The sequence below is a fragment of the Photobacterium sp. GB-210 genome, from assembly GCF_003026075.1.
Classification (GTDB): Bacteria; Pseudomonadota; Gammaproteobacteria; order Enterobacterales; family Vibrionaceae; genus Photobacterium.
Genome location: NZ_PYNU01000001.1, coordinates 255,039 through 276,736, shown reverse-complemented (window position 1 = coordinate 276,736; position 21,698 = coordinate 255,039). Strand labels below are relative to the sequence as shown.

At 37.5% G+C, this 21,698-nt stretch carries 21 protein-coding genes and 1 other RNA gene; 11 read left to right on the top strand and 11 right to left on the bottom strand.

Annotated features, from left to right (window positions below):
- Positions 1 to 145: 145 nt before the first annotated feature.
- On the top strand, positions 146 to 1,015 hold the full coding sequence (locus C9J38_RS01425; protein ID WP_107205556.1) for a transcriptional regulator: 870 nt from the start codon (positions 146 to 148) through the stop codon (positions 1,013 to 1,015).
- On the top strand, positions 1,006 to 1,551 hold the full coding sequence (locus tag C9J38_RS01420) for a regulatory protein ToxS (protein ID WP_107205555.1): 546 nt from the start codon (positions 1,006 to 1,008) through the stop codon (positions 1,549 to 1,551). The genes C9J38_RS01425 and C9J38_RS01420 overlap by 10 nt, the downstream gene beginning before the upstream one ends.
- A gap of 72 nt (positions 1,552 to 1,623) precedes the next feature.
- On the opposite strand, the gene recR is transcribed toward C9J38_RS01420, so the two are convergent.
- The 5 genes from recR to C9J38_RS01395 form a co-directional block, all read right to left on the bottom strand.
- A complete protein-coding gene (gene recR / locus C9J38_RS01415) occupies positions 1,624 to 2,223 on the bottom strand; it encodes a recombination mediator RecR (protein WP_107205554.1) in 600 nt (199 codons plus the stop codon).
- A gap of 3 nt (positions 2,224 to 2,226) precedes the next feature.
- On the bottom strand, positions 2,227 to 2,556 hold the full coding sequence (locus C9J38_RS01410) for a YbaB/EbfC family nucleoid-associated protein (protein WP_107205553.1): 330 nt from the start codon (positions 2,554 to 2,556) through the stop codon (positions 2,227 to 2,229).
- Between the two features lie 37 nt (positions 2,557 to 2,593).
- A complete protein-coding gene (gene dnaX, locus C9J38_RS01405) occupies positions 2,594 to 4,816 on the bottom strand; it encodes a DNA polymerase III subunit gamma/tau (RefSeq protein WP_107205552.1) in 2,223 nt (740 codons plus the stop codon).
- A gap of 276 nt (positions 4,817 to 5,092) precedes the next feature.
- Positions 5,093 to 5,638 (bottom strand): adenine phosphoribosyltransferase, encoded by a 546-nt coding sequence (gene apt, locus C9J38_RS01400; protein WP_005370463.1) that lies wholly within the window; start codon positions 5,636 to 5,638, stop codon positions 5,093 to 5,095.
- A gap of 130 nt (positions 5,639 to 5,768) precedes the next feature.
- The gene (locus C9J38_RS01395) at positions 5,769 to 6,203 is read right to left on the bottom strand and encodes a YbaN family protein (protein WP_107205551.1); all 435 of its coding nucleotides are present in this window, start codon (positions 6,201 to 6,203) and stop codon (positions 5,769 to 5,771) included.
- Positions 6,204 to 6,774: 571 nt separating this feature from the next.
- Here C9J38_RS01395 and C9J38_RS01390 point away from each other — a divergent pair.
- Positions 6,775 to 7,122, top strand: coding sequence for a conjugal transfer protein TraR (locus C9J38_RS01390; RefSeq protein WP_107205550.1), 348 nt, complete (start codon positions 6,775 to 6,777; stop codon positions 7,120 to 7,122).
- 78 nt (positions 7,123 to 7,200) lie between these two features.
- On the opposite strand, the gene C9J38_RS01385 is transcribed toward C9J38_RS01390, so the two are convergent.
- Together C9J38_RS01385 and C9J38_RS01380 are read right to left on the bottom strand one after the other, a co-directional pair.
- Positions 7,201 to 7,839, bottom strand: coding sequence for a DUF2057 domain-containing protein (locus tag C9J38_RS01385; RefSeq protein ID WP_107205549.1), 639 nt, complete (start codon positions 7,837 to 7,839; stop codon positions 7,201 to 7,203).
- Between the two features lie 126 nt (positions 7,840 to 7,965).
- Complete coding sequence (locus tag C9J38_RS01380) at positions 7,966 to 8,952, bottom strand: porin (protein ID WP_107205548.1); 987 nt, start codon at positions 8,950 to 8,952, stop codon at positions 7,966 to 7,968.
- 699 nt (positions 8,953 to 9,651) lie between these two features.
- Here C9J38_RS01380 and dinG point away from each other — a divergent pair.
- From dinG to C9J38_RS01350, 6 genes are all read left to right on the top strand, one after another.
- Positions 9,652 to 11,730, top strand: a complete 2,079-nt coding sequence (gene dinG / locus C9J38_RS01375; protein WP_107205547.1) for an ATP-dependent DNA helicase DinG — start codon at positions 9,652 to 9,654, stop codon at positions 11,728 to 11,730.
- Between the two features lie 21 nt (positions 11,731 to 11,751).
- Entirely contained in the window at positions 11,752 to 12,525 is a 774-nt protein-coding gene (locus C9J38_RS01370) for a TSUP family transporter (protein ID WP_158259263.1), read from the top strand.
- Between the two features lie 26 nt (positions 12,526 to 12,551).
- The gene (gene priC, locus C9J38_RS01365; RefSeq protein ID WP_107205546.1) at positions 12,552 to 13,103 is read left to right on the top strand and encodes a primosomal replication protein PriC; all 552 of its coding nucleotides are present in this window, start codon (positions 12,552 to 12,554) and stop codon (positions 13,101 to 13,103) included.
- A 2-nt stretch (positions 13,104 to 13,105) separates the two neighbouring features.
- Positions 13,106 to 14,014, top strand: a complete 909-nt coding sequence (locus C9J38_RS01360; RefSeq protein ID WP_107205545.1) for a histone deacetylase — start codon at positions 13,106 to 13,108, stop codon at positions 14,012 to 14,014.
- A 15-nt stretch (positions 14,015 to 14,029) separates the two neighbouring features.
- On the top strand, positions 14,030 to 14,191 hold the full coding sequence (gene rsmS, locus C9J38_RS01355; RefSeq protein ID WP_107205544.1) for a pleiotropic regulatory protein RsmS: 162 nt from the start codon (positions 14,030 to 14,032) through the stop codon (positions 14,189 to 14,191).
- A gap of 189 nt (positions 14,192 to 14,380) precedes the next feature.
- Positions 14,381 to 15,907, top strand: a complete 1,527-nt coding sequence (locus C9J38_RS01350; protein ID WP_233217608.1) for an EAL domain-containing protein — start codon at positions 14,381 to 14,383, stop codon at positions 15,905 to 15,907.
- Positions 15,908 to 15,989: 82 nt separating this feature from the next.
- On the opposite strand, the gene C9J38_RS01345 is transcribed toward C9J38_RS01350, so the two are convergent.
- From C9J38_RS01345 to C9J38_RS01335, 3 genes are all read right to left on the bottom strand, one after another.
- Positions 15,990 to 16,478, bottom strand: a complete 489-nt coding sequence (locus C9J38_RS01345; protein WP_005370451.1) for a hypothetical protein — start codon at positions 16,476 to 16,478, stop codon at positions 15,990 to 15,992.
- A 362-nt stretch (positions 16,479 to 16,840) separates the two neighbouring features.
- Complete coding sequence (locus C9J38_RS01340) at positions 16,841 to 17,755, bottom strand: hypothetical protein (protein ID WP_146144052.1); 915 nt, start codon at positions 17,753 to 17,755, stop codon at positions 16,841 to 16,843.
- A gap of 47 nt (positions 17,756 to 17,802) precedes the next feature.
- A complete protein-coding gene (locus C9J38_RS01335; RefSeq protein ID WP_107205542.1) occupies positions 17,803 to 19,119 on the bottom strand; it encodes a sphingomyelin phosphodiesterase in 1,317 nt (438 codons plus the stop codon).
- Positions 19,120 to 19,311: 192 nt separating this feature from the next.
- Here C9J38_RS01335 and C9J38_RS01330 point away from each other — a divergent pair, with 192 nt between their 5' ends.
- Together C9J38_RS01330 and C9J38_RS21730 are read left to right on the top strand one after the other, a co-directional pair.
- Positions 19,312 to 20,694: a trypsin-like serine protease gene (locus tag C9J38_RS01330; RefSeq protein ID WP_107205541.1), complete on the top strand. Its 1,383-nt coding sequence runs from the start codon at positions 19,312 to 19,314 to the stop codon at positions 20,692 to 20,694.
- A gap of 104 nt (positions 20,695 to 20,798) precedes the next feature.
- Positions 20,799 to 21,155, top strand: coding sequence for a hypothetical protein (locus tag C9J38_RS21730; RefSeq protein WP_107205540.1), 357 nt, complete (start codon positions 20,799 to 20,801; stop codon positions 21,153 to 21,155).
- Positions 21,156 to 21,454: 299 nt separating this feature from the next.
- Here C9J38_RS21730 and ffs read toward each other — a convergent pair.
- Positions 21,455 to 21,551, bottom strand: an RNA gene (gene ffs / locus C9J38_RS01320) — signal recognition particle sRNA small type.
- Between the last annotated feature and the right edge of the window lie 147 nt (positions 21,552 to 21,698).

Below are 21,698 nucleotides of genomic sequence, written 5' to 3'. Positions count from 1 at the left end.
TCAAACGGTATAATTTCAACCTAAAATAACACGATTTTTATTTTTTATATTTTTTCAGATTCCGTTTTATATTTTTAGATTAAGAAACCATTCAGCAAACTTATAGAACAATGAATAATTAGAAGATCATTGCTAAGGTTAAAAAATGCCCACACACGCAAAAAAGTTTTTAATCGGACAACGATTCATTTTTGATCCAAACGATAACAGTTTAATTGATAAACTAGAAAATAATGAGTTAATTCGTTTAGGCAGTAATGAAAGCCGCGCCTTGAGTCTTCTAATCGAAGATCCAAGCCTCATTATTACTCGCCAGCGTATTCACGATTATGTTTGGCGCGAACAAGGCTTTGAAGTCGATGACTCAAGTTTAACACAAGCTATTTCAACGTTGCGTAAAGCACTAAAAGACTCAACTAAGTCGCCTGCATTTGTAAAAACTGTGCCCAAACGTGGTTACCAAATCATTGCCACTGTCGATCCCTATGTCGATGAAGAAGGCATGGATTCTAATGTTGCAGCCCAAGAAACTTTACCGCATCCAGAACATATTTCCCCTCTTGATACACCAAGTGTTGATGTTACAGATAGCGAGATCGTTGAACAAATAACAGAGGCTGAATCATCGATACCACCCTCGATAGAAACCAAACCGAAGATAACATGGCTTGGTTGGATAGCACTGGCGATCGCTTTAATATTACCGGTTGTTGTTAATTTAAGTATGCCCCCAAAATCGGCTGCTTTTCGTCCACTTCTTCAAGTTGAGGGCGTAAAAATTTATACGCCAATTAGTAATCCAGTGATGAAAGATTGGAACAATATGATCAGTAGTTGCGTCAGTGATTATTTGAAAAATCATCAGGATGAAGGTAAACCAACCGAAGTCATCGTCACTGGTGGACAAAATAATCAACTGTATTTGAATTACTTACATAGCAGCAGTGTACCAATGGAAAACATCACCTTACGTTTACTGACTAGCCATGAGGATAATGTGAAATTATGCCAGTAAATTCTCCTATTACCTTCTCGCATATTATTCGTAAGTATTGGCCTTTTGGGATCCTTGCTATTTCTATCACTGTTTGTAGTTGGGTTTATTTTTCAACAGATTACAAACAAGAGCAGCTACTAATGTCGCGAGAATGGCAAAGTACGACATTTAGTCGCATTGAGCCAACACAACTCGATAATTTAGGCACACTACGTAAAGTAAAACAAAGCAGTAATATGGTGTATTTGCCTAACCATACCTATTCACGTATTACGACGTTAGAGCTGTATAGTGAGAAAGCAACGCCCGTAACGATTCATATTTCTGAATCCGGTCAATGGGATGTCAGTGGTGGCTATCTGCTTACTGAGCCCACAGAGTTTAAAGACGTAACATCTGGTACAAATATTGATTTTGATGATAAGCAACTTAATGTTGTAAAAGATATTTTCAGAATGAATGCGCAAGAAAGCCGTCGGATTGATGTGATAAACAAAAATTCACTGTTATTAACCAGTTTAACCTACGGCTCTAATATTCTTTACTCGCTGTAAAAAATACAGGCTTTAAATAACACATAAAAAAACCGCGCTATATGAGCGCGGTTTTTATTTATTCTCGCCAGACTATAAACGCTGACGCCCTGCTAATGAGTGCGATAGCGTTGTACCATCAACAAGCTCTAACTCACCACCGACAGGAACACCATGAGCAATACGGCTCGCCGGTACATCATATTCATGACATAACTCAGCAATGTAATGCGCTGTGGCCTCCCCTTCAACCGTAGGGTTAGTTGCAAGAATTACTTCACTGATATTTTCATGCTGTAATCGATTTTCAAGACGATCAAGACCAATATCAGAAGGTCCAATACCATCAAGTGGTGACAAGTGCCCCATCAATACAAAATAACGGCCAGAAAATTGTCCTGTTGCTTCTACTGCGACAATATCCGCAGGACTTTCAACAACACAAATTAATCCGTTTTCTTGGCGGCGAGGATTTTCACAAATGGCACAAACATCATCTTCAGTAAATGTTCGACAATCACGGCAATGTCCAATTTCAGTCATAGCCTGACTCAGTGCATCTGCAAGTTGTAAACCACCTTGGCGATTACGCTGTAGCAAACTAAAAGCCATACGCTGTGCTGACTTAGGACCAACCCCCGGTAGACAGCGTAAAGCTTCCATTAAATGCTCCAGTAAGTGACTGGTACGCATTAATTAGAATGGCAGTTTAAAGCCAGCAGGTAGGTTCATACCGCCAGTAACTGAAGCCATTTTTTCTTTTTGTGCTTCTTCGATACGACGAGAAGCATCGTTAAATGCTGCTGCGATAAGATCTTCTAGCATGTCTTTGTCGTCTTCCATTAGACTTTCATCAATTTCAACACGACGAACACTGTGGCTACCAGTGATAGTAACTTTAACAAGGCCAGCACCTGATTCACCAGTTACTTCCATGTTTGCTACTTCTTCTTGCATCTTCTGCATACGCTCTTGCATCTGCTGCGCCTGCTTCATCATGTTACCCATGCCACCTTTACCAAACATATCTTTTCTCTCTCTATCTTGGTCTGGTTAAAAACCTTTAAATTGGTCGAACACTGTCTTCATCCAGTTGAGCGGCAAAACGCTGACAAATAAACATCACATTTTGATCGTTATCTAAGCTCTGTTTTGCTTGTAACAGCTTTTGTTGATACAGCTCTTCACGTAATTCTAACGGTGTTTTTCCTTCTTCACCCAGTACGATATTCAACATGACTGAGTGTCCTAATACGGAACTTAATGCACTACATAATTGTTCTTTCGCACGCTCACCATTTAAATGCTGTTGCGCTGCGCGTAAATGCAATGTGATTTGATCACCTTGCTGCTCAAAAGAAGAGTTCAAGGCTAGCTGTTGGATTAATTTACCCACATCCAACTGCGTCACTAAGTTTGCCCAACTATCCTGATTTGCCGCTTCATTGACAAGTATTTTTGTCATTTCAGGTGTTTTTTCGTGCTCTAGTGCTTTCTTTAAAACACGTGGAGCAACATCGACTTTTTTAGCCTCTTCAGCATCCGGTTTTGCTGTCGGTTTCCAGCGGTATTCTTGATCTTCTTTCTCTTGTAGCTGTTGTGCTGGGAGATTCGACGTCGGCATCGCACGTGAAACACTCGTAGGTATCGCTTTTTGCTTATTCGCAACACGATCTAATACGGAAGTAGCGACTTTTTTAGCTGACGTCGTTGGCGTCTTTTTTACCGATGAAACCTGTGCATCATCATGACCACGCTGTTTCTGGCTGCGTAACCTATTACGTGCCGCCAATAACCCACTAGCTGGCGAGCCTGAACGTGATGTTTCAGCAGGTGCCGCTGGCATTTCAGGCGCACTCATCGGTTGCGATGCCTGTGATACAGGCTCCTGAGAACGTTGTGGCGCAGCAGGTTGTGATTGAGCACTTGACTGAGCTGGTCCCACTTGAGGTTCTGGCATCACAGAATGAGGTGGCATTGGCGCCATATTCATCTCTGGATTAATAGCAACATTAGATTGTTGTATTTGATGCGGTGCGACTGGAGATACAGGCTCCGTATGCGTGGCTTGCATCTGCGCTTTTAACGCTTGTACGCGTGAAACACCTTGTTGCCCAGTAGGGTTTGGATTCGCCGCTGGTACTGCCGCGACTGGCTGAGTGCTAGGAACATTGATCGCTTGTGGCTGGATCCCTGATGAAACAACAGGTCTAAATGCCAACATACGCAATAGCACCATTTCAAGTCCAGTTCGACCATCAGGGGCATAGCCTAAATCTTGTCGACCTTGCACCGCAATTTGATAGCATAGCTGCACATCTTGTGGCGTCATCAATTGGCTTAACAAACTGATACGCTCAGCGTCAGGCAAGGCTTCATCTAAACTCGCAGGTAAAGCTTGATACATGGCTACACGGTGCAATTGACAGGCTAATTCACGCAGTAAGCTGTCCCATTCAACGCCAATATTCGCCAGTTCTTGTAAACTGTTCATCGCAATATTTGCATTTGCTTGCGCAACAGCTTCAAGTAAAAATAACGCTTGATCTGTGTCTAATGTGCCAAGCATTGTCGCGACATTATCAATGCCAACTTGGCCGTTTCCCAAAGCAATCGCTTGATCCGTTAAACTTAACGCATCACGCATACTGCCTTCTGCAGCGCGCGCTAATAAACTCAATGCTTTAGCTTCATACTCTACTTTTTCTTCTGTGAGTACTGTTTCTAATTGCGTTTGAATTTGTTGATGATCAAGGTGCTTTAAATGAAACTGCAAACAACGAGATAAAATCGTAACCGGCAACTTTTGAGGATCCGTTGTCGCTAAAATAAATTTAACGTACTCCGGTGGCTCTTCTAACGTTTTGAGTAAAGCATTAAAACTGTGGCGAGATAACATATGTACTTCATCAATCAAGTACACTTTAAAGCGTCCACGAGCAGGCTTATACTGAACATTATCGAGCAATTCACGAGTATCTTCTACTTTGGTACGAGACGCGGCATCTATCTCTAATAGATCAACAAAACGTCCTTCGTCAATTTCACGACACGTTGTACATTTACCACAGGGGGTTGCAGTGATCCCTTCTTCACAGTTTAGTCCTTTGGCGAAAATGCGCGCGATGGTTGTTTTACCCACACCACGAGTGCCACTGAACAAGTAAGCATGATGAAGGCGATTTTGCGTTAACGCATTGCCTAAGGCTGTCAACACATGTGACTGACCAACCACATCAGAAAACTGAGATGGACGCCATTTACGGGCCAGAACCTGATAACTCATTAATAACTACCTTACTCTATCTAGACAGCGTCTTATGAATACACTCGCTTCTATTTCTATTATTCTCTAAACCTTATTTTAGATACCCATAAAACAAATAGTTCGTAGAAAATAAGAGAAATACTAAGACATGGTGTATTGATGGTGAAACCTGCGCTAATGCTAGCATATTGCGTATTTTGGAGCGAGAGAAGAGATAATTGAGAGAGCAATCATTAAGCAAATAAACAGTAAGTAAACATCTGGCTTACTTACTGTTCAATATTCTATTTATACTTAGTGGCCGGGGAAGTCACAAATAGCATATACATTTAAGCCTAAGCCTTGCAGGCGTGCTTCACCGCCGATATCTGGCAAGTTAATAACAAATGCAGCATCATCTACAATACCACCTAAACGACGCACTAAATTCGTTGTCGCTTCAATGGTGCCACCTGTTGCCAATAAATCGTCTACAAGCAATACGCGATCACCAGGTTTAATTGCATCTTTGTGAATTTCTAATGTGTCTTTGCCGTATTCTAACTCGTAACTTTCAGCAATCACTTCACGCGGTAATTTACCTGGCTTACGAACAGGCACAAAACCAACGCCAAGTTCTAATGCTAATGGCGCACCAAACAGAAATCCGCGCGCTTCAGTACCGATAATTTTGGTAATACCTTGATCTTTATACTTTTCAGCTAAAATAGCAATCGTTGCACGGTAAGCTTCAGGCTGCTCCATCAAACTCGTCACATCACGGAATAAGATCCCCGGTTTTGGGTAATCTTGAATTGATTGAATACTATTTTTAATCAAGTTAAGTGTTTCTTGGTTCATAATCGTTTCCGTGCTTTCACAATGCTGATAAGTATCAAGCGAGAAATAAAATGCCTACTCAATCGCAGGCAATATCATCAACTCCGGCAGATAAATATCAAAATTATCTGTCATGAATTATTGTTGCAGTTTATTGGTTTTCCTGCTTGTCAGCAACTAGCTCTGCAGCCATAGTTTTATCAATTACTGTCAACCTATTAAAGAAAAAGAGCAATGTCATCGCCATCACCAACAACATCAATTTATGCCACCATAACGGCACAAGAAAAATAGACAGTGCAAAACTGCACACTATCATGATGTTACCACGACGTTTTACGGTAGAAGAGACAGCACGATGCTGGTACCAATTATCTAAAATCGGTCCAAAGGTAGGATGATGACGTAGCCAATGATTTAAACGTGGTGAACCTCGCATAAAACACGCACTGGCTAGCAGTAAAAATGGGGTTGTTGGCAACAGTGGTAAAAAAATCCCTATCACCCCTAAGACAACACAGGTGGCTCCTGTAACCACATATAAAGATGAGACAACTCTTGTTTTTAAATTGGCATTCTGTCGCATTATCATGCTATTCCTTGTGTCCATTGCTACCTCCATATTGAAGCAAGATATAAGGTTAGTATAGCGATGATTAAAACTTATAAATCAAATAATAAGTAACAAAACAAATTAATCATATGACTAACCTAGTTTAATATAATCCCAAGAGAAGTGAGGTTCGCAGGCAAAGTCGGTAGAGCAATTAATAACAACAGACCACAGAAATACTTCACGCTAAACGGGTCTTCAAATTCATGATCCATCTCTACTTCTTTATATAAGATAATTGACAGTGCTGTGACGAAGATACTGAACTTGTTTTTTTTTCTTTATATTTGTTAAAAAAAAATTCTATCTGATAATTTTTTTAGCAAAAACCGAAAGAAAATAGGGTTATTGATATAAATTTACACTAAGACTTGATTCAAATCACAACTCAAAAATGAATATCACCTAAACTAAAAATGAACTTGGGAGGATTCGTTAATATGTAAAATTTCTCGCAACTCTCTTGTTTCATATCAATCCCCATAATTAATGACAGTGATGTTTAATTTTCTCTATTGAATCAATCATTACGGCAATGGTAGACATGAATTATCAACAATTTCAGAGCCCGCTAAATACAGAATTTTTAACCCTAGCGGAAGAATTAAAAAATAAAATACAGCTCAATAGCCTAGTTACTGATCCTGCAAAGATTAATGATGCAGAACTTAACGACCTGATTGCGATGGCGAAAGCATCATTCATTCCTGCTCTTTTTGATACTGCAATTCGTCTTGAAAAAGTAGATGCCGCAGTCTGTTCATTTAAACTAGGTATGTATGGTTTATGTACTGATTGTGAAGAAGAAATTGAATACCGTGATTTAGAGCAAGACCCAGCACAACCTCGCTGTAAAGCATGTCGTGAGCATAGCCGTTATCACCACGACTGATCTTCATTAATAAATGACATATATAGAAAAAGGCAGCGATAGTCGCTGCCTTTTGCTTTTTACAATGTAGCGTAAGTCTTAATTAAAATCGTGCTCTGCCATCCAAATTTTAAACGCTTTTTTATCGTCTTTAGATGCCTTGCTATACCATAACTTTAATTGCGTTAACGCATCACCCGTGATCTGAACTTTTCCTGTTTTATCATCAACTTCTACCACTGTTTTTTGTAAATCAACAGGGTTACCGTTTTCAATAATGATACCGTTGTTTTTATTATATTCAGCCACAAGTGCCGGCATGTCACTATACGCTCCAAAACCTTCACCAATAAGTTCAACCGCATCTAACGATAATTTCTCACCACCTTCTGTCTCTAATATCCATTTTGGATCGCGGTCAAAATATGCTTTTGCTTGTGATTCTGTGGTTAAACGTGGCAAGGTGATTTCCGCATCTTGCGAAGTCATATTAATATCAAATAGATATGGACGCGTTGTATAAATTGTTGTTTTTGAGCCACGCTTCACTTCACCATCAAAACGTACCACTACTTGGTGCTTGCCTTCAGATAATTCAATACTTTCAGCATGAGAGAAGCGGCCTGATTTTACTTCCTTACCATCTACAACCAACAACTCAAGATTATTACCTACCGATAAGGTTGCCGCATTAACAGCACCAGAAAATAATGCGACTAGCAATAAGATTTTTTTCATTTTACATCCCTTATATACAGCGTTGGATCATCAAACTCTTTCTATAGCAATTTATATCAACAGCTATAGAAAAAATGTAATAAAAAAGCCGCCAAAATGGCGGCTTATTGGTAGTAAACTCTATAATTAGAATTTAACTTCTAGACCAGCAACGTAACCGAACTCTTCAACTTCGTTGAAGATCTTGTCGTTATCAGCGTAACCAACTTCAGCGTATGCTTTAACATTGCTGTGTAGTTGTTGCGTTACGTTAGCGTATACGTTGTCATGAGAAACATCTTCGTGACGGTCTTTAGCGTGAACATAACCTAGAGCGAACGTTGTTTTGTCTAATGTGTAAGAACCGTTAACTTCGTATAGATCTAAGTCTTTCTGAACTTTCTTAGTATCAGAGTGTTTGTATTTAATTTGACCGAAAGAAGCAGCTAGGTTTACAGCACCGAATGCGTATTCCGCTTCTAGGTTGTAACCACGAACATCATCGCCAGCTTTACCAGGCTTAACAACTGGCTTACCGTCAACTTCACCAAAATTTTCTAGACCTTTGTAGCCAACACGCTCAGCATCGTAACCGTATACACGCACGTCAAGACCAGCAGTACGGAAACCTAAACGACCATCAGTGATCTCTGTTTTGTTATCAGAACCTAAGTTATGAGAAGCAGCAGCGTAGAAAGTACCGTTGTCGTAAACGTACTTAATTGCACGGTCGCCTTCAGTTTGAGCAAAGCTTACTTGCTCTAGACCCATTTCGTAGTCCTTACCAATACCTGAATCATCTGAAACAAGTAATTGACGACCAAATGTTAGCGTACCGAAATCACCTGAGAAACCAGCCCATAGTTCATCATTTTTTACTTCTTTACTTTCGTATTTAAACGCAGTACCAGAAACAACATTTAGATTATCGCTAACTGCAACAGATGCATTTAGAGATAAATCACCGTCATCCAGACGGATTGTTGTATCTTCGTTTTTTGCATAACCGTCATAAACTTGAACTTCAACAGCACCAGATAGGTCAACTTTAACACCGTTTGCGTCATATAGGTTGATGCCTGCATTTGCAGAACCAGCTGTTAGTACAGCAAGAGCTAAAAGAGTTTTTTTCATGATAAGTCCACTGCCTTTCTTTATCTTATTTATGGAGAACCATTCCCGGCACTCCTGTTTATTTTCTCCTTGTTATGCAACAGTTCTAAAAATAAAAAACTAAAATAACAAGGAGTTGGTGTTCGTGGCTCGCATCCTGACAGAAGTTCAATATTTTTGTCAAATTTCATAAAATAAATATAAAAAAATATAAAACAATCATAATTTTCAATCAGTTACAGCAAATAAATACAAATAACAAACACTATCAAATGGCGCTTTTCCTTTTATTTAAACCATTAAAAAGTGTAAATAAACAGAATAAAAAACTAAAAACAAAACATAAAAATAGGCATTTTAGCTATTTAAACTTTAAAAAACATTTTGAATGGACGATCGTTTCCAGTCGTCATTTATGGTATTTAATATTACAGTTTTCTATTCGCAATCGTGATCCAAAGCACAATACAACTATTATTTTGTCTCCGTATATCGCTCCTATCACTCAAATAAATTCCTTATAAACACCTTTCCTGTCATTCCACCTTTAATACTTGATGAGATTGTTATCTTTGTTTCTTAAATGTCAGTACTAAAACAAACACATGACTTATTATGCACCGTTCAACGCTCTGAATTTCACCTCACTCCACGTTATTCACTTTGAACACCGACACTTCATGCTACAATGCCGTCCCCTGCCATTATGAAATTTCAGCCATGTTACACAGCCAAGTAAAAACCGATATCAAGCAGTGCTATGAGAATTTAGGAAAACAGCTAGATAACTTTATTCCGCGTCGCGCACAAAACTATTTGGTGTCAGAAATAGCAAAAACGCTGGCTGGGGAATACCACAAAAAAAATCGAATGTTAGTGGCTGAGGCTGGTACAGGGATCGGTAAATCTTTAGCCTATTTACTCGGTGGGATCCCTTTCGCGTTATTCAATAATAAAAAGCTATTGATCTCGACAGCAACCGTTGCGCTGCAAGAACAGCTAATCAACAAAGATCTCCCGTTGTTTAATCAAATTTTCCCAAAGGAATTCAGTTTTATTCTCGCCAAAGGGCGTCAACGCTATTGCTGTAACCATAAGTTAGAAGCATGCTGTTCACCTGATGGTGATCCTCAACTCGCCATGTGGGAAGAAAAACCTAAAAAATCTGATCTCGATCTGCTAAAACGAATGCTAAAGGCAATCGAGCAAAAGAAATGGGATGGCGACAGAGACAGTTGGCCAACAACAATTCCTGATCGTGTTTGGATGCAAATTATGGCAGATAAACATAGCTGTCATGCTGGTATGCCTAAACATCGTACATGCCCTTTTGCTAAAGCACGTGAGCACTTAGATAAAGCGGATGTTATTGTGGCTAACCATGCTTTGTTAATGGCTGATATTGAACTAGGTGGTGGGGTTATCTTACCTGAGCCAGAGCAAACCATTTATGTGATTGATGAGGCCCACCACCTGCCACAAGTCGCACGTGACTTCTCATCTGCCGCTGCGAGTTTGAAAGGCGCAGCAAGTTGGCTTGAAAAACTCAATCAAAATGTAAGTAAATACGCAGAGCTCGCTGACTATCAAAAAGCTAATCGCTTTCAAAATGCAATACAAGATAACATCCAGCACTTAATTCCAACATTGAGTCAGATTGCCAATAATATTGATCCCGCTATTTTTAATAAAGATGGCGTGTATCGTTTTGAACATGGTGAATTACCACAATGGTTAGAAGAAGAAGCGAAAGGCTGTAAAGAAGCCAGTAAAAAAGTCATGCAATCATTGGGTAAGATCCAAGATTTAATCTCCGAGCGTACGAAAGAAAACGAAATTATTCCTCGATTAGGTGAGCAAGCACTTACTGAAATCGGTTTTTATCTTCAGCGCGTGGAAAACCTTGAAAAAGTCTGGACACTGATGGCGCAGCCAAATAATAAAAAAGGGGCTCCGTTAGCTCGTTGGATAGAAAAAAGTCCCGAACGGGAAAATGACTACATTATTGAAGTTTCGCCACTTGAAGTCGGCTATCGGCTAGATCAGCTACTTTGGAGTCGCGCAGCAGGATCTATTTTAGTTTCAGCAACCTTGCGTGCTTTAAACCAATTTAACTTCTTCTGCCGTCAGGCTGGTGTTTCAGAAACGGATGGAACACGCTTTTTAGCACTGGCATCTCCATTTGATTATCAAAATAATGCGCGATTAGTGATCCCCTCTTTAAAAATGGAACCACAAGCCGAAGCATTTACTGACTTATTAATTGAAATATTACCTGAATACCTTGAAGGTGAAACTGCAAGTTTGGTGTTGTTCTCTTCCTATTGGCAAATGAATAAAGTCGCCGATGCATTACGCCCACTAGCGAAAAAGAATAAATGGGAATTATTGGTACAAGGCGAAGAGTCACGTAATGAAACCCTAAAAAAACATAAAGAAAACTGTAAAAGCGGTAAAGCTAGCATCTTATTTGGTACCGGAAGTTTTTCTGAAGGTCTTGATTTACCTGGTGATTTACTAACGAATTTAATTATTACCAAGATTCCATTTGCTGTACCCACATCACCAGTAGAAGAAGCCCACGCTGAATATATTGAAAGCAGAGGCGGAAATCCCTTCTTACAAATATCAGTACCAGAAGCCAGTAAAAAGCTTATTCAATCCGTCGGTCGCTTACTGCGAAAAGAGCAGGACTCTGGTAGAGTAGTGATTCTTGACCGTCGAATTATTACCCGTCGATATGGAAAATCATTATTAGACTCTCTGCCTCCTTTTAAACGGGTTATTGAATATAACTAAATGAATAAAAAAGAATAATTAATGATTGAAATGATAGAACCGAGTACCTTACTGATACTCGGTATTATTGCCCTTGCCGCTGGCTTTATTGATGCGGTTGCAGGCGGTGGCGGAATGCTCACTGTCCCTGCCTTGCTATCACTAGGGTTACCGCCACATATTGCTTTAGGTACCAATAAACTTGCTGCAAGCTTTGCCTCTGCAACAGCGGCTTGGACTTATTATAAAAAAAACCTATTCTCACCACGTTTTTGGCTTGCTTCCTTTATCGCTACATTTATTGGCGCAATAACAGGCACCTTAATTGTTAATCTAGTTAGTAGTGAGTGGCTAGAAAAAGGCTTACCTCTGCTTATCTTTGCCGTGGCTATCTATACTATTTGGCATCCCCAGCCAAAAGAAGAGCAATACGTATTACCATCAGTCACCCCTATGCTAAAACTTAAGCAATGGCTTCAAGGAACAAGTATCGGCTTTTATGATGGCATTGCAGGCCCTGGCACAGGCGCTTTTTGGACAGTTTCTAGCATGATTTTATATCGGTTAGACATGCTCCGTGCTTGCGGCCTTGCAAAAGCGATGAATTTCACCAGTAACATTACTTCATTAGTTACTTTCATTGTCTTAGGGCAAGTCAATTTTGCACTAGGTTTAACAATGGGGATATGTTTAATGCTAGGTGCTTACATTGGTGCTCATTCTGCAATACGCTTTGGCGCAAAGTTTATTCGACCTGTTTTTGTCACTGTTGTTTTAATTTTAGCAATTAAATTAGCTTGGCAAGCTTGGTTCTAACTTAGCTTGTAATACAAGGTTTCTCTATGATTGACTTATCTCGTCTTATTTCACTGATTGAACAATTAAAACAACAAACAGCTGACGTTGACCGTAAACGTGGCGAATCCTTTAAGCCTCTGTTTGACGAAACGCTATTTAAAACACGTAGTAAGTTGCTTACCCCTTGCGTCAATGAAGTCCATAATGAGCTCCAGTTATTACAAAAAGAGCAACAAGCCGGACGTTTATTACCCGCAAGAACACAGCATCTCTGTGAAAAAATTGTGAGCCAAATTCAAGCTATCCAACGTGAACTAGCCACACAAAACATTCGTAAAAAAGAGCCGAAAAATCAAGCTGTCTGGCGCAGACCAATTAATGAAATATATCAAGATCTTAATCAACATAAAGATTGGGAACGCCGTTTAAAAGCCATGCTTCGTGATAAAGAGTTATTAATTAGTAGTTGTGCTTCACAATTTGAGCAGCAACAGCTTCAAAAAGAAATTCTAGCCCTTGAAGGTAGGATAAGCCGCTGCCAAGCTGCTTTGATAAAAATTGAAACTGACATCAGTAACAGAGAGAGAAAAGGCTAACAATGCTTCCTCTGATTTACCATTCTCAATACTCGGCTCTAACCTTGCCAGAAAAGCATCGTTATCCTATTAATAAATACCGACTGCTGTTTGAGGCTATTTTTCACTCAGAATTAAGTCACAAGGTAAGTATTCACCAACCTAATAGGGCTGATATTGCCAAAATTAAGGCCATTCATAATAGTGAATATGTTGATGACTTACTCTTTAATAGATTGCCAGCAGCAAAAATGCGCCGTATCGGGTTCCCTTGGAGTAATGAATTAATCACTCGAACCCTACTCTCAACAGGTGGCACTCAATTAACGGTTGATTTAGCACTTGAGCACGGTATAGCCATTCATTTAAGTGGTGGTTATCATCACGCCCATCATGATTTTGGTAGTGGTTTTTGTCTATTTAATGACTTAGCCATCGCAGCTAAGCATGCTTTATCTTATTCTCATATCGACAAAGTCATGATTATTGATTGTGATGTACATCATGGTGACGGCACAGCAACACTACTTACCAATGATCCCAACATCATTACTTTTTCTGTTCATTGTGATAAAAATTTCCCAGCTCGTAAGCCTGATTCAGATGTAGACCTTGCTTTAGAAAGAAACACTTCAACAGATGATTACCTCACGGCATTGCAAGGTGTTCTCCCTCTTCTGCTTGCTCAGCACCAACCCGATTTGGTCATATACGATGCCGGCGTTGATATCCACCAGCATGATGAACTGGGATATTTTGATGTTTCTAAACAAGGTCTATACCTACGAGATCATTATATTTTAACCCAATCTAAAGCGCAGAATATTCCTGTTGCCGCAGTCATCGGTGGTGGATATAGAACAAATCATCAAGATTTAGTCGAGCTACACTTACAACTTATTTATGCAGCATTATTCGTACACAACAAATAGCGATAAAGAGAAATTATGCCTGATAACCAAATAACAACAAATACATTAGAAAATGCACCGGAAGAAATAAAGCTCGCGGTAGATTTAATTTATTTATTAGAGAGTAATGACATTGCCCCAGAGATCGTACTTTCCGCTTTAGAAATTGTTCGCAAAGACTTTGAAAATAAAGCATAGACGCCATATTTTTAAAAAATTAGCTCAATTCTCACCAAAAGATAAAAGATACAACTTTTCACCATTAGTATCTTTTATCGACTCAACCAAATATTTAAAACGGCAATAATATACTATAAAGGTATACTTTTAATTGGCGTTATTTAACAGTATGAAACAAACTTCATTATGTCATTTACAGTAAAAAAAATGTTTCAACTAGCTTTGTTAGCTCTTTTAATTGCTACGCCTATTACCTTTACATACTTAAATATTCGGTGTAGTAATTTAAGTAAAGATATTGCGAGCGCATTAAATAAAACGTTAAATAAACGTATTTCTAGCGTTTTAGATCTACCAGAGAACCAACCAGACGCTAAAAGTATGCATGATTTGGTGACATTGGTTCTTTCTTCTCGCTCTCTACGAAGTGTTGCCTACTTTCAAAACAATCATTACATCTATTCAGATCGTAATGCCTCTTTGCATACTCCAATTTCACCTAGCCTGATTGAACGATTAAAAAAGGATAAATTACCACTACTTTATCGCAAACGTAGCTCACTTGATCAGATCGATGAATTACATCTTGTCGTTAAAGGTAAAAAGGGCTTTTATCAGTTATTTATAAACGCACCTTATATGGATGACTGGTTAACTAATGCGGATGAGTATTTACGAGGTTATGTCGTTACCAATAGCGGGAATATATTAATTAATCATAAGAGAAACTATTTATTCCATAAGTCATACCATTCAACTCAATTTCCTTTTAAAGTGATTGTTGGTGCTAAACCTTCTCAGGTGTTATTGAGTATAGCTGCATTGTCTGCTTTTATTTTTATTTTGTGCATGTTCATTATCCTTATTATTAATTACATTCAAACTAATAACTTCTCATTTAAAAAGGATATAGACAGAGCAATAAAAAATAATGAGTTTATTCCTTATTATCAACCTATTGTGTGTAATAAAACTCACCAGATCATTGGAGCCGAATTACTCTGTCGCTGGCTATATCGTCATGCCAAATTGATCACCCCAAACCAATTTATTACAAAAGTAGAATCGAATGGGCAAATAAAACCGATAACGTTACAATTATTAAAACAGCTTTCAATTGATAAGCCTTTAATAGCTCATTCAAATAAAGATTTTTACGTTTCGATAAACGTTACTCTATCTATGCTCAACGATCCCAAATTTGTTGATGATGTCATATTGTTAATTAAGCAGAACCCGTCATTACAACAAGGCTTAGTCTTTGAAATGACAGAAAGAGAAAACACAACCAATGCATTTATCAAATTAGATAACATCATGCAGCGTTTTCGTAGCTTAGGTGTTCGTTGGGCTCTTGATGATTTTGGAACGGGTTTTTCCAGCCTATCAAGCTTAAAAGAGCTCAATTTTGATATTATTAAAATTGATAAACTGTTTGTAAATTCTGCTGATACAGATGCAGTCACAAGCTCAATTTTGAATAACATCGCTTCACTCGGAAAAGAGTTAGAATGTAAGTTAGTCGCAGAGGGTGTAGAGACAGAGACGCAGTTAAATACCCTAAAATCGTTGCTGATTGACTATACACAAGGCTTTTACTTTAGTGCTCCAACTAGCCGTTGTGGTTTTATCGCGTTTAAAATAGAGCATAATGAACTGATTCTAAAAACAATGGATAAATGCACAAAGCGTTGCGTTACATTGAACTATCATAGCCCTTCTATTGATATTTGACCCGTTAAAAATTTATCGTACTGCGTCACAATAAAAAAAGGGCTGATAATAATCAGCCCTTCGTATATATATTAAGTATCAATTAGATACCAGCACGCTTTAACAAGCCAGCCATTAATGCTGAGCTTGATTTCACTTGCTTAGACTTATTTTTAAACTCTTTAGCCAATGACACATCTTTAATTTCATTAGCAATATAAATCATAGAGTTGTACATATCTTTTGGCGTTTTTACACGATCTTTATCATTCAAAGGCTTCAACAACGTCACAACGTCTGCACCTTTCATTTTATTTTCAGTCGTGTATGCAAGCATTGATTCTAGTAGCTTATCCATATCTACCATAAACTCAGAGTTTTCAATGCCCTGCTTTTTCATTTCTTTCAGGTTTTTCTTACGTACCTGCTTAATCACAAATGCAGGTTGGTTAATTTTCTTATAACCATAAATACCGGCAATGATTAATAAAACCACGCCACCTGCTACATAACCCCACACTGAACCTGAAGACTCAGCAACTGGCTGAGCGACAGCAGCAATATTTGCAACAGACTCTGGTACATCAGACATATTTGTAACCTTTTTACTTTAGGAATTCGGAATGCGGCGAGACATTATCACCAACTCGGTAAACAACAATGTGTTTTATGAAAATTCAATTCAAATAGAGTGACCGAGTTCAAATGTGAGGCCATTCTGCCGTTTTCACTGACAAAAATAAAGCATTAATTGCACACTTTTTAACCACATTTTGTTAACTAGTTGTCTCACCACAAAAAGTTCGCACTATTATCTCATGCTATTTGTTATTTGCTATGAATAATTACCATGAAATATAAATTACCAATACAAATCGTGATCTTATCAACATTACTTTCAAAAATGCTCTGTCGGTGTGTGTTGCACAATTTATATAGCACATAAGTTATATATCATTGATAGTCAAAAAATCTCTTTTTAAATTCCCCGATCCGATCCTGGTATACCCTCTGCCACTCATTATCAGATAACGTTCTATATTCATTATTACGCATACTTTCCAAACTCTTTTTTAACTCAAAAAGCTGTTTCTGGTATGTTTCAACTTCTTTCCTTTGATTTTTTATTTGCAGATCCCTTCTGTAAAAATCGGTTGTTTCTTGTTCATTTAAATAAAGCAAAGAAAGCTCTCTTACGAGCAATGCTCGCTCTTCCTCACTGTATGTATTAGGTATATTCCTTAGAGCATAATCAAATGTGGCACTTTTTGATTGAAAAAACATATCAAGGTTTGTCGCTGCCTGTTGTTCAAATATCCGGTTTAATTGTTCTATATATTCAGAAGGCGGGACTTGTTGCAATATCCTGCTTTCGGATCTAAAACGATAATATTTAAACTCTTCCTCAAATAAAAGATCAGTATATTCCCCCCAGACAGTCTCGTATTGTTGTCTAACTTGATTGACTTTTTCGTTAAAGGGAATTTCCATCGGAATACTTAGAGAAGCTAACAACCACTCATCTCTAAGTGATTCAAAGTCACTCAACAGCTTAAATAACGAGTAAGGTAATTGTTTTTCTAATTCTATTAGTTGCCCATCGCATGTATGGGTCGACTTGCATTCAACCCAAAAATTGGTCATTTTATTTAATAACGCATTTCCCTTTAGTGATTGCAATTCGTCGCTGAGTACATGTATGCGCATAATCTTTTCATCAGTGCTCTCTTCAACCTTCTTCAATTCAAAATTATTGTGCTCATTTAAGGCTATTTCAGGTTCTATCAATTCGTTTACGTGGCTTTTTATAAGCCTGTCTGCTTTAACCGTTTTTGGCTCTATAACTTTTGCAGGAGTGATCAGCGTCATATAAACGACGCTGATAAGAAAAATTACGAAAACAAGCGCGAGCCATCTCATTGTGCAATTGTCGCCACAACAGGAAAGTGATCTGATAAATCCCAGTGATACCACAAACCAGAGGACGTAGAACGTGGAATATCAACCCTATTTGTATTTGATTCAACCTGACCATATTCAGTACTTACGACTACGTAGTCTAAATATTCAGAACTTGAGCTCGCATAGCTATTTATTGTCGGATCATAGGTTGCAGATGTATATCCGGTATAAGTAGGCTCATTTGCTCTCAATAGCATATGCATCCACTGGTAATCTTGTGTAAAGAATTTATTTTTATTTACATTAAAATCACCACTATAGATAACGACTTCATTATTTGGAATATTTTGCTTTCTAGCAAAACTATTAATTTCAGAGAATTGATAAATACGATCAACTCTAGCATCAATAGAATCAGTTGAAGCTGCATGAGTCGCAAATACATGATATGACTTGCTACCTTTAACTACTTCAGCATAAACAGCACCTTTATCTGCTAAGCAATCTGTTCCGCTACAACGCGAGAATATATGGTAATCTGTTGCAACAATTGGATATCGGCTAACAATAATCACTCCTCCATCCATCGCATTAAATCCTGGAGCATCTAATACTTCGGTTTGATAAGGATACTCTGATGATAACTCTTGCAAGAAAGAATATCTTTCTCCAGAAAAAACTTCTTGGAAAGCAATAACATCATAATCTGATAAAAATTCTGGTAAGGCGTCTAATCTATCTGAAATATGAGAAGCAATAAATGGTAGAGCCCATATATTATAAGTCATCAACTTGAGGGAAGAGTCATCAGTAATTAGAGGTTCAGAGTGTTTAACTGGCGTTATAGTGTAATAAATATCGTCATAACCCGATGTTCTCTTAGCACGAAAAGCTAATTCAGCCGATAAGTCACTATAATCATGAGATGTAAATCTATAAATTGAATAACCAGATTTGTAAGAAGTATTTACATCAGCAGCACTTAGTTTGTATTTGAGAGAAGATCCCCACCAACTGCCTCGCATATATTGCTGTAAATTTACTTGTTTACCACTTTCGGAAGTGACTGATGTTGTAAAATAATATTTCTTTTTATTCTTAACGCCCCAGTTTCGATTAAAGCTTAATACTTTTTTCGTTTCCCATGGCATCAATGTTTGTGCATCCTGAGTCCATTCACTTCCTTCTCTTAATGTATCTCCTTTACCACTGTGACTGACATTTATGCTAAGAGTTTCAGAGGAGTTATTAGTAATATATATATAGGTATCTGAATAGCAATAGCTTGAAAACATTGCAAGTAAGGTAAATAAATAGGATTTAATGTTCATTGTTAACATCTCGTAGATGAAGACGGAATGTTATTTAATTATAGTTCATTTAAAAAAATGAGAATTAATCATATTAAAAAAACAAGTGTTATAAACATCTAATTTTATTAAATAAAAAAATAAAATTATTTTTTGAAATTATAAATCGAATAACACGGTCTTATTTAAGATATCCTAAAAAGGTTAGAAACAATGAAATTTTTAATTGTCTTATCAATGCTTCTTACTATTTCAACGTCTCATTCAATTATTCTCTCTGAAAGCAAGTTTCAAGAAATTGGTGGAAATATTCATAATATCCCAGAAAGTATCAAAGTAGACAATGAGATACTTAGAGAAATGAGTTTACACCCTGAATATTTAACTGTAGGAAGTATAAGTTCTAAAAAAGGTCGATGTACTGCAACGTTATTAGGACAAGACAATAATGGATTTTCATATATTTTCACTGCTGCACATTGTATGAAATATAATAAAAACAAACAACAATCAGATATTAATGCAACATTTACATCTTGGAATAAAAAAACAATTGCAAAGGGGAAAGGTAAAATTTTTGTACCTAAACCACTAATTAGAAAACCATTATCACACAAAAATGATCACATCTATTATGATATGGCAATATTGAAACTACCGACTGTTGACATTTTATTAGATCAATTTGGTTTTCCTGTACCCTCTCCAATACTTAACGATAATTTTCTGAAGAAGAATGCTAAAGTGAGCTTTGTCGGTTACGGTTTATGGGGGGTTGGGAATGACATATCAAACGATTACAAACCTGCATATGGACAACAACGTCGTTTATATGGTGAAAATATTGTAACGCATATCATATCTCAACATGCCTTTCTGATATGGCTAGTAAACAACAATAGTAACAAATGGGCCCTGCCAACCACAGGTGATAGTGGTTCCGCTTGGTGGTATAAACATAAAGGCTTAAATGTTATGGTAGCCATTACGACTAAAGGCAAAGATAATCTTGCCTTGGGATCCAGTCTATCAAAGAAGATTGATTGGATTAAGAGTGTTTATAGCGATGTAAAACTTTTAAGTAGAACATTTCTGACCATAAAAAAAGACAATAATGCAGGAGAAGTTGGAGATTATTACCAGGTGAAAAAACAAGATGGTTGTTATAACTATTATGAACTATCTAAAATAACGAATGATAGCTATCGTAATCTGCCTGACTCCCATAATGACAATTCAAATTGGCAATTCAGAGGCCCATTTTTTGAACATAATAAACAAGACTTAGTTATGGGAGATATTTTCCTTTACGACAACTCTGAAAGTGGTGAACTAGAACTATTTAAACTCATTTCTCCCAATATTAACAATATAACAAAAACCATCCCAAAAGATCGTAGCGATAACAATTCTTGGATCTACATGAAAAAAGCGGATATAGAGTATAGCCAGTTAATTAACTGTTCTACATACAAAGATACTGTCTACAAAGAACCAACGTTAGAAGAAACATTAGCTGCCTTATCTGAGCTTCAAGAACTATTCAGTAATATTGTTTTTTTAGAGCAATTAGCGAATATGTACGATAATAACTAATAGGTATTATGAGTCTCTAAATGTATAAATATTGATCAAAGCCACCTTTATAATATTCATGAGTAGGCTAGCCTTTAAATAACTTCTATTTTTTAAGGATATTTATGAAATTGGTTTATATTTATTTATTTCTCTTTTCTGCTGCTTCATTTTCAAAGGATACGATAAAAAAGACCTTTAACTTTAAAGAAAACAGGAGTGATATTATAGAAGAGTGCTTTAAAGCGCATACTAATGACGTTCTGCATTTTGAATTCAACAGCTTAAAAGATATTGATTTTAATATTCATTGGCATAAAAACGACGATATTTACTTTTTAGAAAAAATTTCTTCAATCAAGACGAACCTGAATAATTTTACAATACCTGAAGACGACTCTTACTGTATTATGTTCAAGAAACGAGGAGAAGCGAATAACGAAATTCTATTGCAGTACTACATCGAGCCGTATAAAGCATAAATATTGATATTCATTCATCATTTTTAAACGTAAAGATAGTATAAACCTTCTGGCTACGCCTCTATAAAAGAAATATCTGGCGAGCATTCAAGATGGAAACAGGTATCAAACTCTAATCTTGATTCTACAGTTAAGACCTTATTCATCTTAGAGCTAACAAATTTGAAGATGTTTTTAACGCGGGAATGTCTTAGATTTCGCCTGTACATAACAACGCTCTTTTTTGTAGCTAAACTACAACAAAAATAGGTTATGCAGAGGTATGGTGTAAACAACAGGAATAGCAGATGGGTGGAAGCCCCCACCAGCCACATCCCGGCACACACATCGCCTGCTGCGGTTGCTCCCTTCCGGGCCTGGCCGAGTTCACAAGTTAGTGTTGCGGGAGGACCAATGGGGGCCTCCATAGATTCTTTGTCTCTTGCGAGAACGGAGAAGATTATCTATTAAGCGCATCGATATTGCAAGTTGTTATATAGCAACAATAGTTCAAGTGTGTGTTATTTATCCAAACACTAAGATATTGAAAATAAAACCATCGCC

What these genes read in the sequence shown, in the direction of transcription:
- C9J38_RS01425 (WP_107205556.1), top strand. Translation starts at nt 146, where the DNA reads ATGCCCACACACGCAAAAAAGTTTTTAATCGGACAACGATTCATTTTT.
- C9J38_RS01420 (WP_107205555.1), top strand. Translation starts at nt 1,006, where the DNA reads ATGCCAGTAAATTCTCCTATTACCTTCTCGCATATTATTCGTAAGTAT.
- recR (WP_107205554.1), bottom strand. Translation starts at nt 2,223, where the DNA reads ATGCGTACCAGTCACTTACTGGAGCATTTAATGGAAGCTTTACGCTGT.
- C9J38_RS01410 (WP_107205553.1), bottom strand. Translation starts at nt 2,556, where the DNA reads ATGTTTGGTAAAGGTGGCATGGGTAACATGATGAAGCAGGCGCAGCAG.
- dnaX (WP_107205552.1), bottom strand. Translation starts at nt 4,816, where the DNA reads ATGAGTTATCAGGTTCTGGCCCGTAAATGGCGTCCATCTCAGTTTTCT.
- apt (WP_005370463.1), bottom strand. Translation starts at nt 5,638, where the DNA reads ATGAACCAAGAAACACTTAACTTGATTAAAAATAGTATTCAATCAATT.
- C9J38_RS01395 (WP_107205551.1), bottom strand. Translation starts at nt 6,203, where the DNA reads ATGCGACAGAATGCCAATTTAAAAACAAGAGTTGTCTCATCTTTATAT.
- C9J38_RS01390 (WP_107205550.1), top strand. Translation starts at nt 6,775, where the DNA reads ATGAATTATCAACAATTTCAGAGCCCGCTAAATACAGAATTTTTAACC.
- C9J38_RS01385 (WP_107205549.1), bottom strand. Translation starts at nt 7,839, where the DNA reads ATGAAAAAAATCTTATTGCTAGTCGCATTATTTTCTGGTGCTGTTAAT.
- C9J38_RS01380 (WP_107205548.1), bottom strand. Translation starts at nt 8,952, where the DNA reads ATGAAAAAAACTCTTTTAGCTCTTGCTGTACTAACAGCTGGTTCTGCA.
- dinG (WP_107205547.1), top strand. Translation starts at nt 9,652, where the DNA reads ATGTTACACAGCCAAGTAAAAACCGATATCAAGCAGTGCTATGAGAAT.
- C9J38_RS01370 (WP_158259263.1), top strand. Translation starts at nt 11,752, where the DNA reads ATGATTGAAATGATAGAACCGAGTACCTTACTGATACTCGGTATTATT.
- priC (WP_107205546.1), top strand. Translation starts at nt 12,552, where the DNA reads ATGATTGACTTATCTCGTCTTATTTCACTGATTGAACAATTAAAACAA.
- C9J38_RS01360 (WP_107205545.1), top strand. Translation starts at nt 13,106, where the DNA reads ATGCTTCCTCTGATTTACCATTCTCAATACTCGGCTCTAACCTTGCCA.
- rsmS (WP_107205544.1), top strand. Translation starts at nt 14,030, where the DNA reads ATGCCTGATAACCAAATAACAACAAATACATTAGAAAATGCACCGGAA.
- C9J38_RS01350 (WP_233217608.1), top strand. Translation starts at nt 14,381, where the DNA reads ATGTTTCAACTAGCTTTGTTAGCTCTTTTAATTGCTACGCCTATTACC.
- C9J38_RS01345 (WP_005370451.1), bottom strand. Translation starts at nt 16,478, where the DNA reads ATGTCTGATGTACCAGAGTCTGTTGCAAATATTGCTGCTGTCGCTCAG.
- C9J38_RS01340 (WP_146144052.1), bottom strand. Translation starts at nt 17,755, where the DNA reads ATGACGCTGATCACTCCTGCAAAAGTTATAGAGCCAAAAACGGTTAAA.
- C9J38_RS01335 (WP_107205542.1), bottom strand. Translation starts at nt 19,119, where the DNA reads ATGAACATTAAATCCTATTTATTTACCTTACTTGCAATGTTTTCAAGC.
- C9J38_RS01330 (WP_107205541.1), top strand. Translation starts at nt 19,312, where the DNA reads ATGAAATTTTTAATTGTCTTATCAATGCTTCTTACTATTTCAACGTCT.
- C9J38_RS21730 (WP_107205540.1), top strand. Translation starts at nt 20,799, where the DNA reads ATGAAATTGGTTTATATTTATTTATTTCTCTTTTCTGCTGCTTCATTT.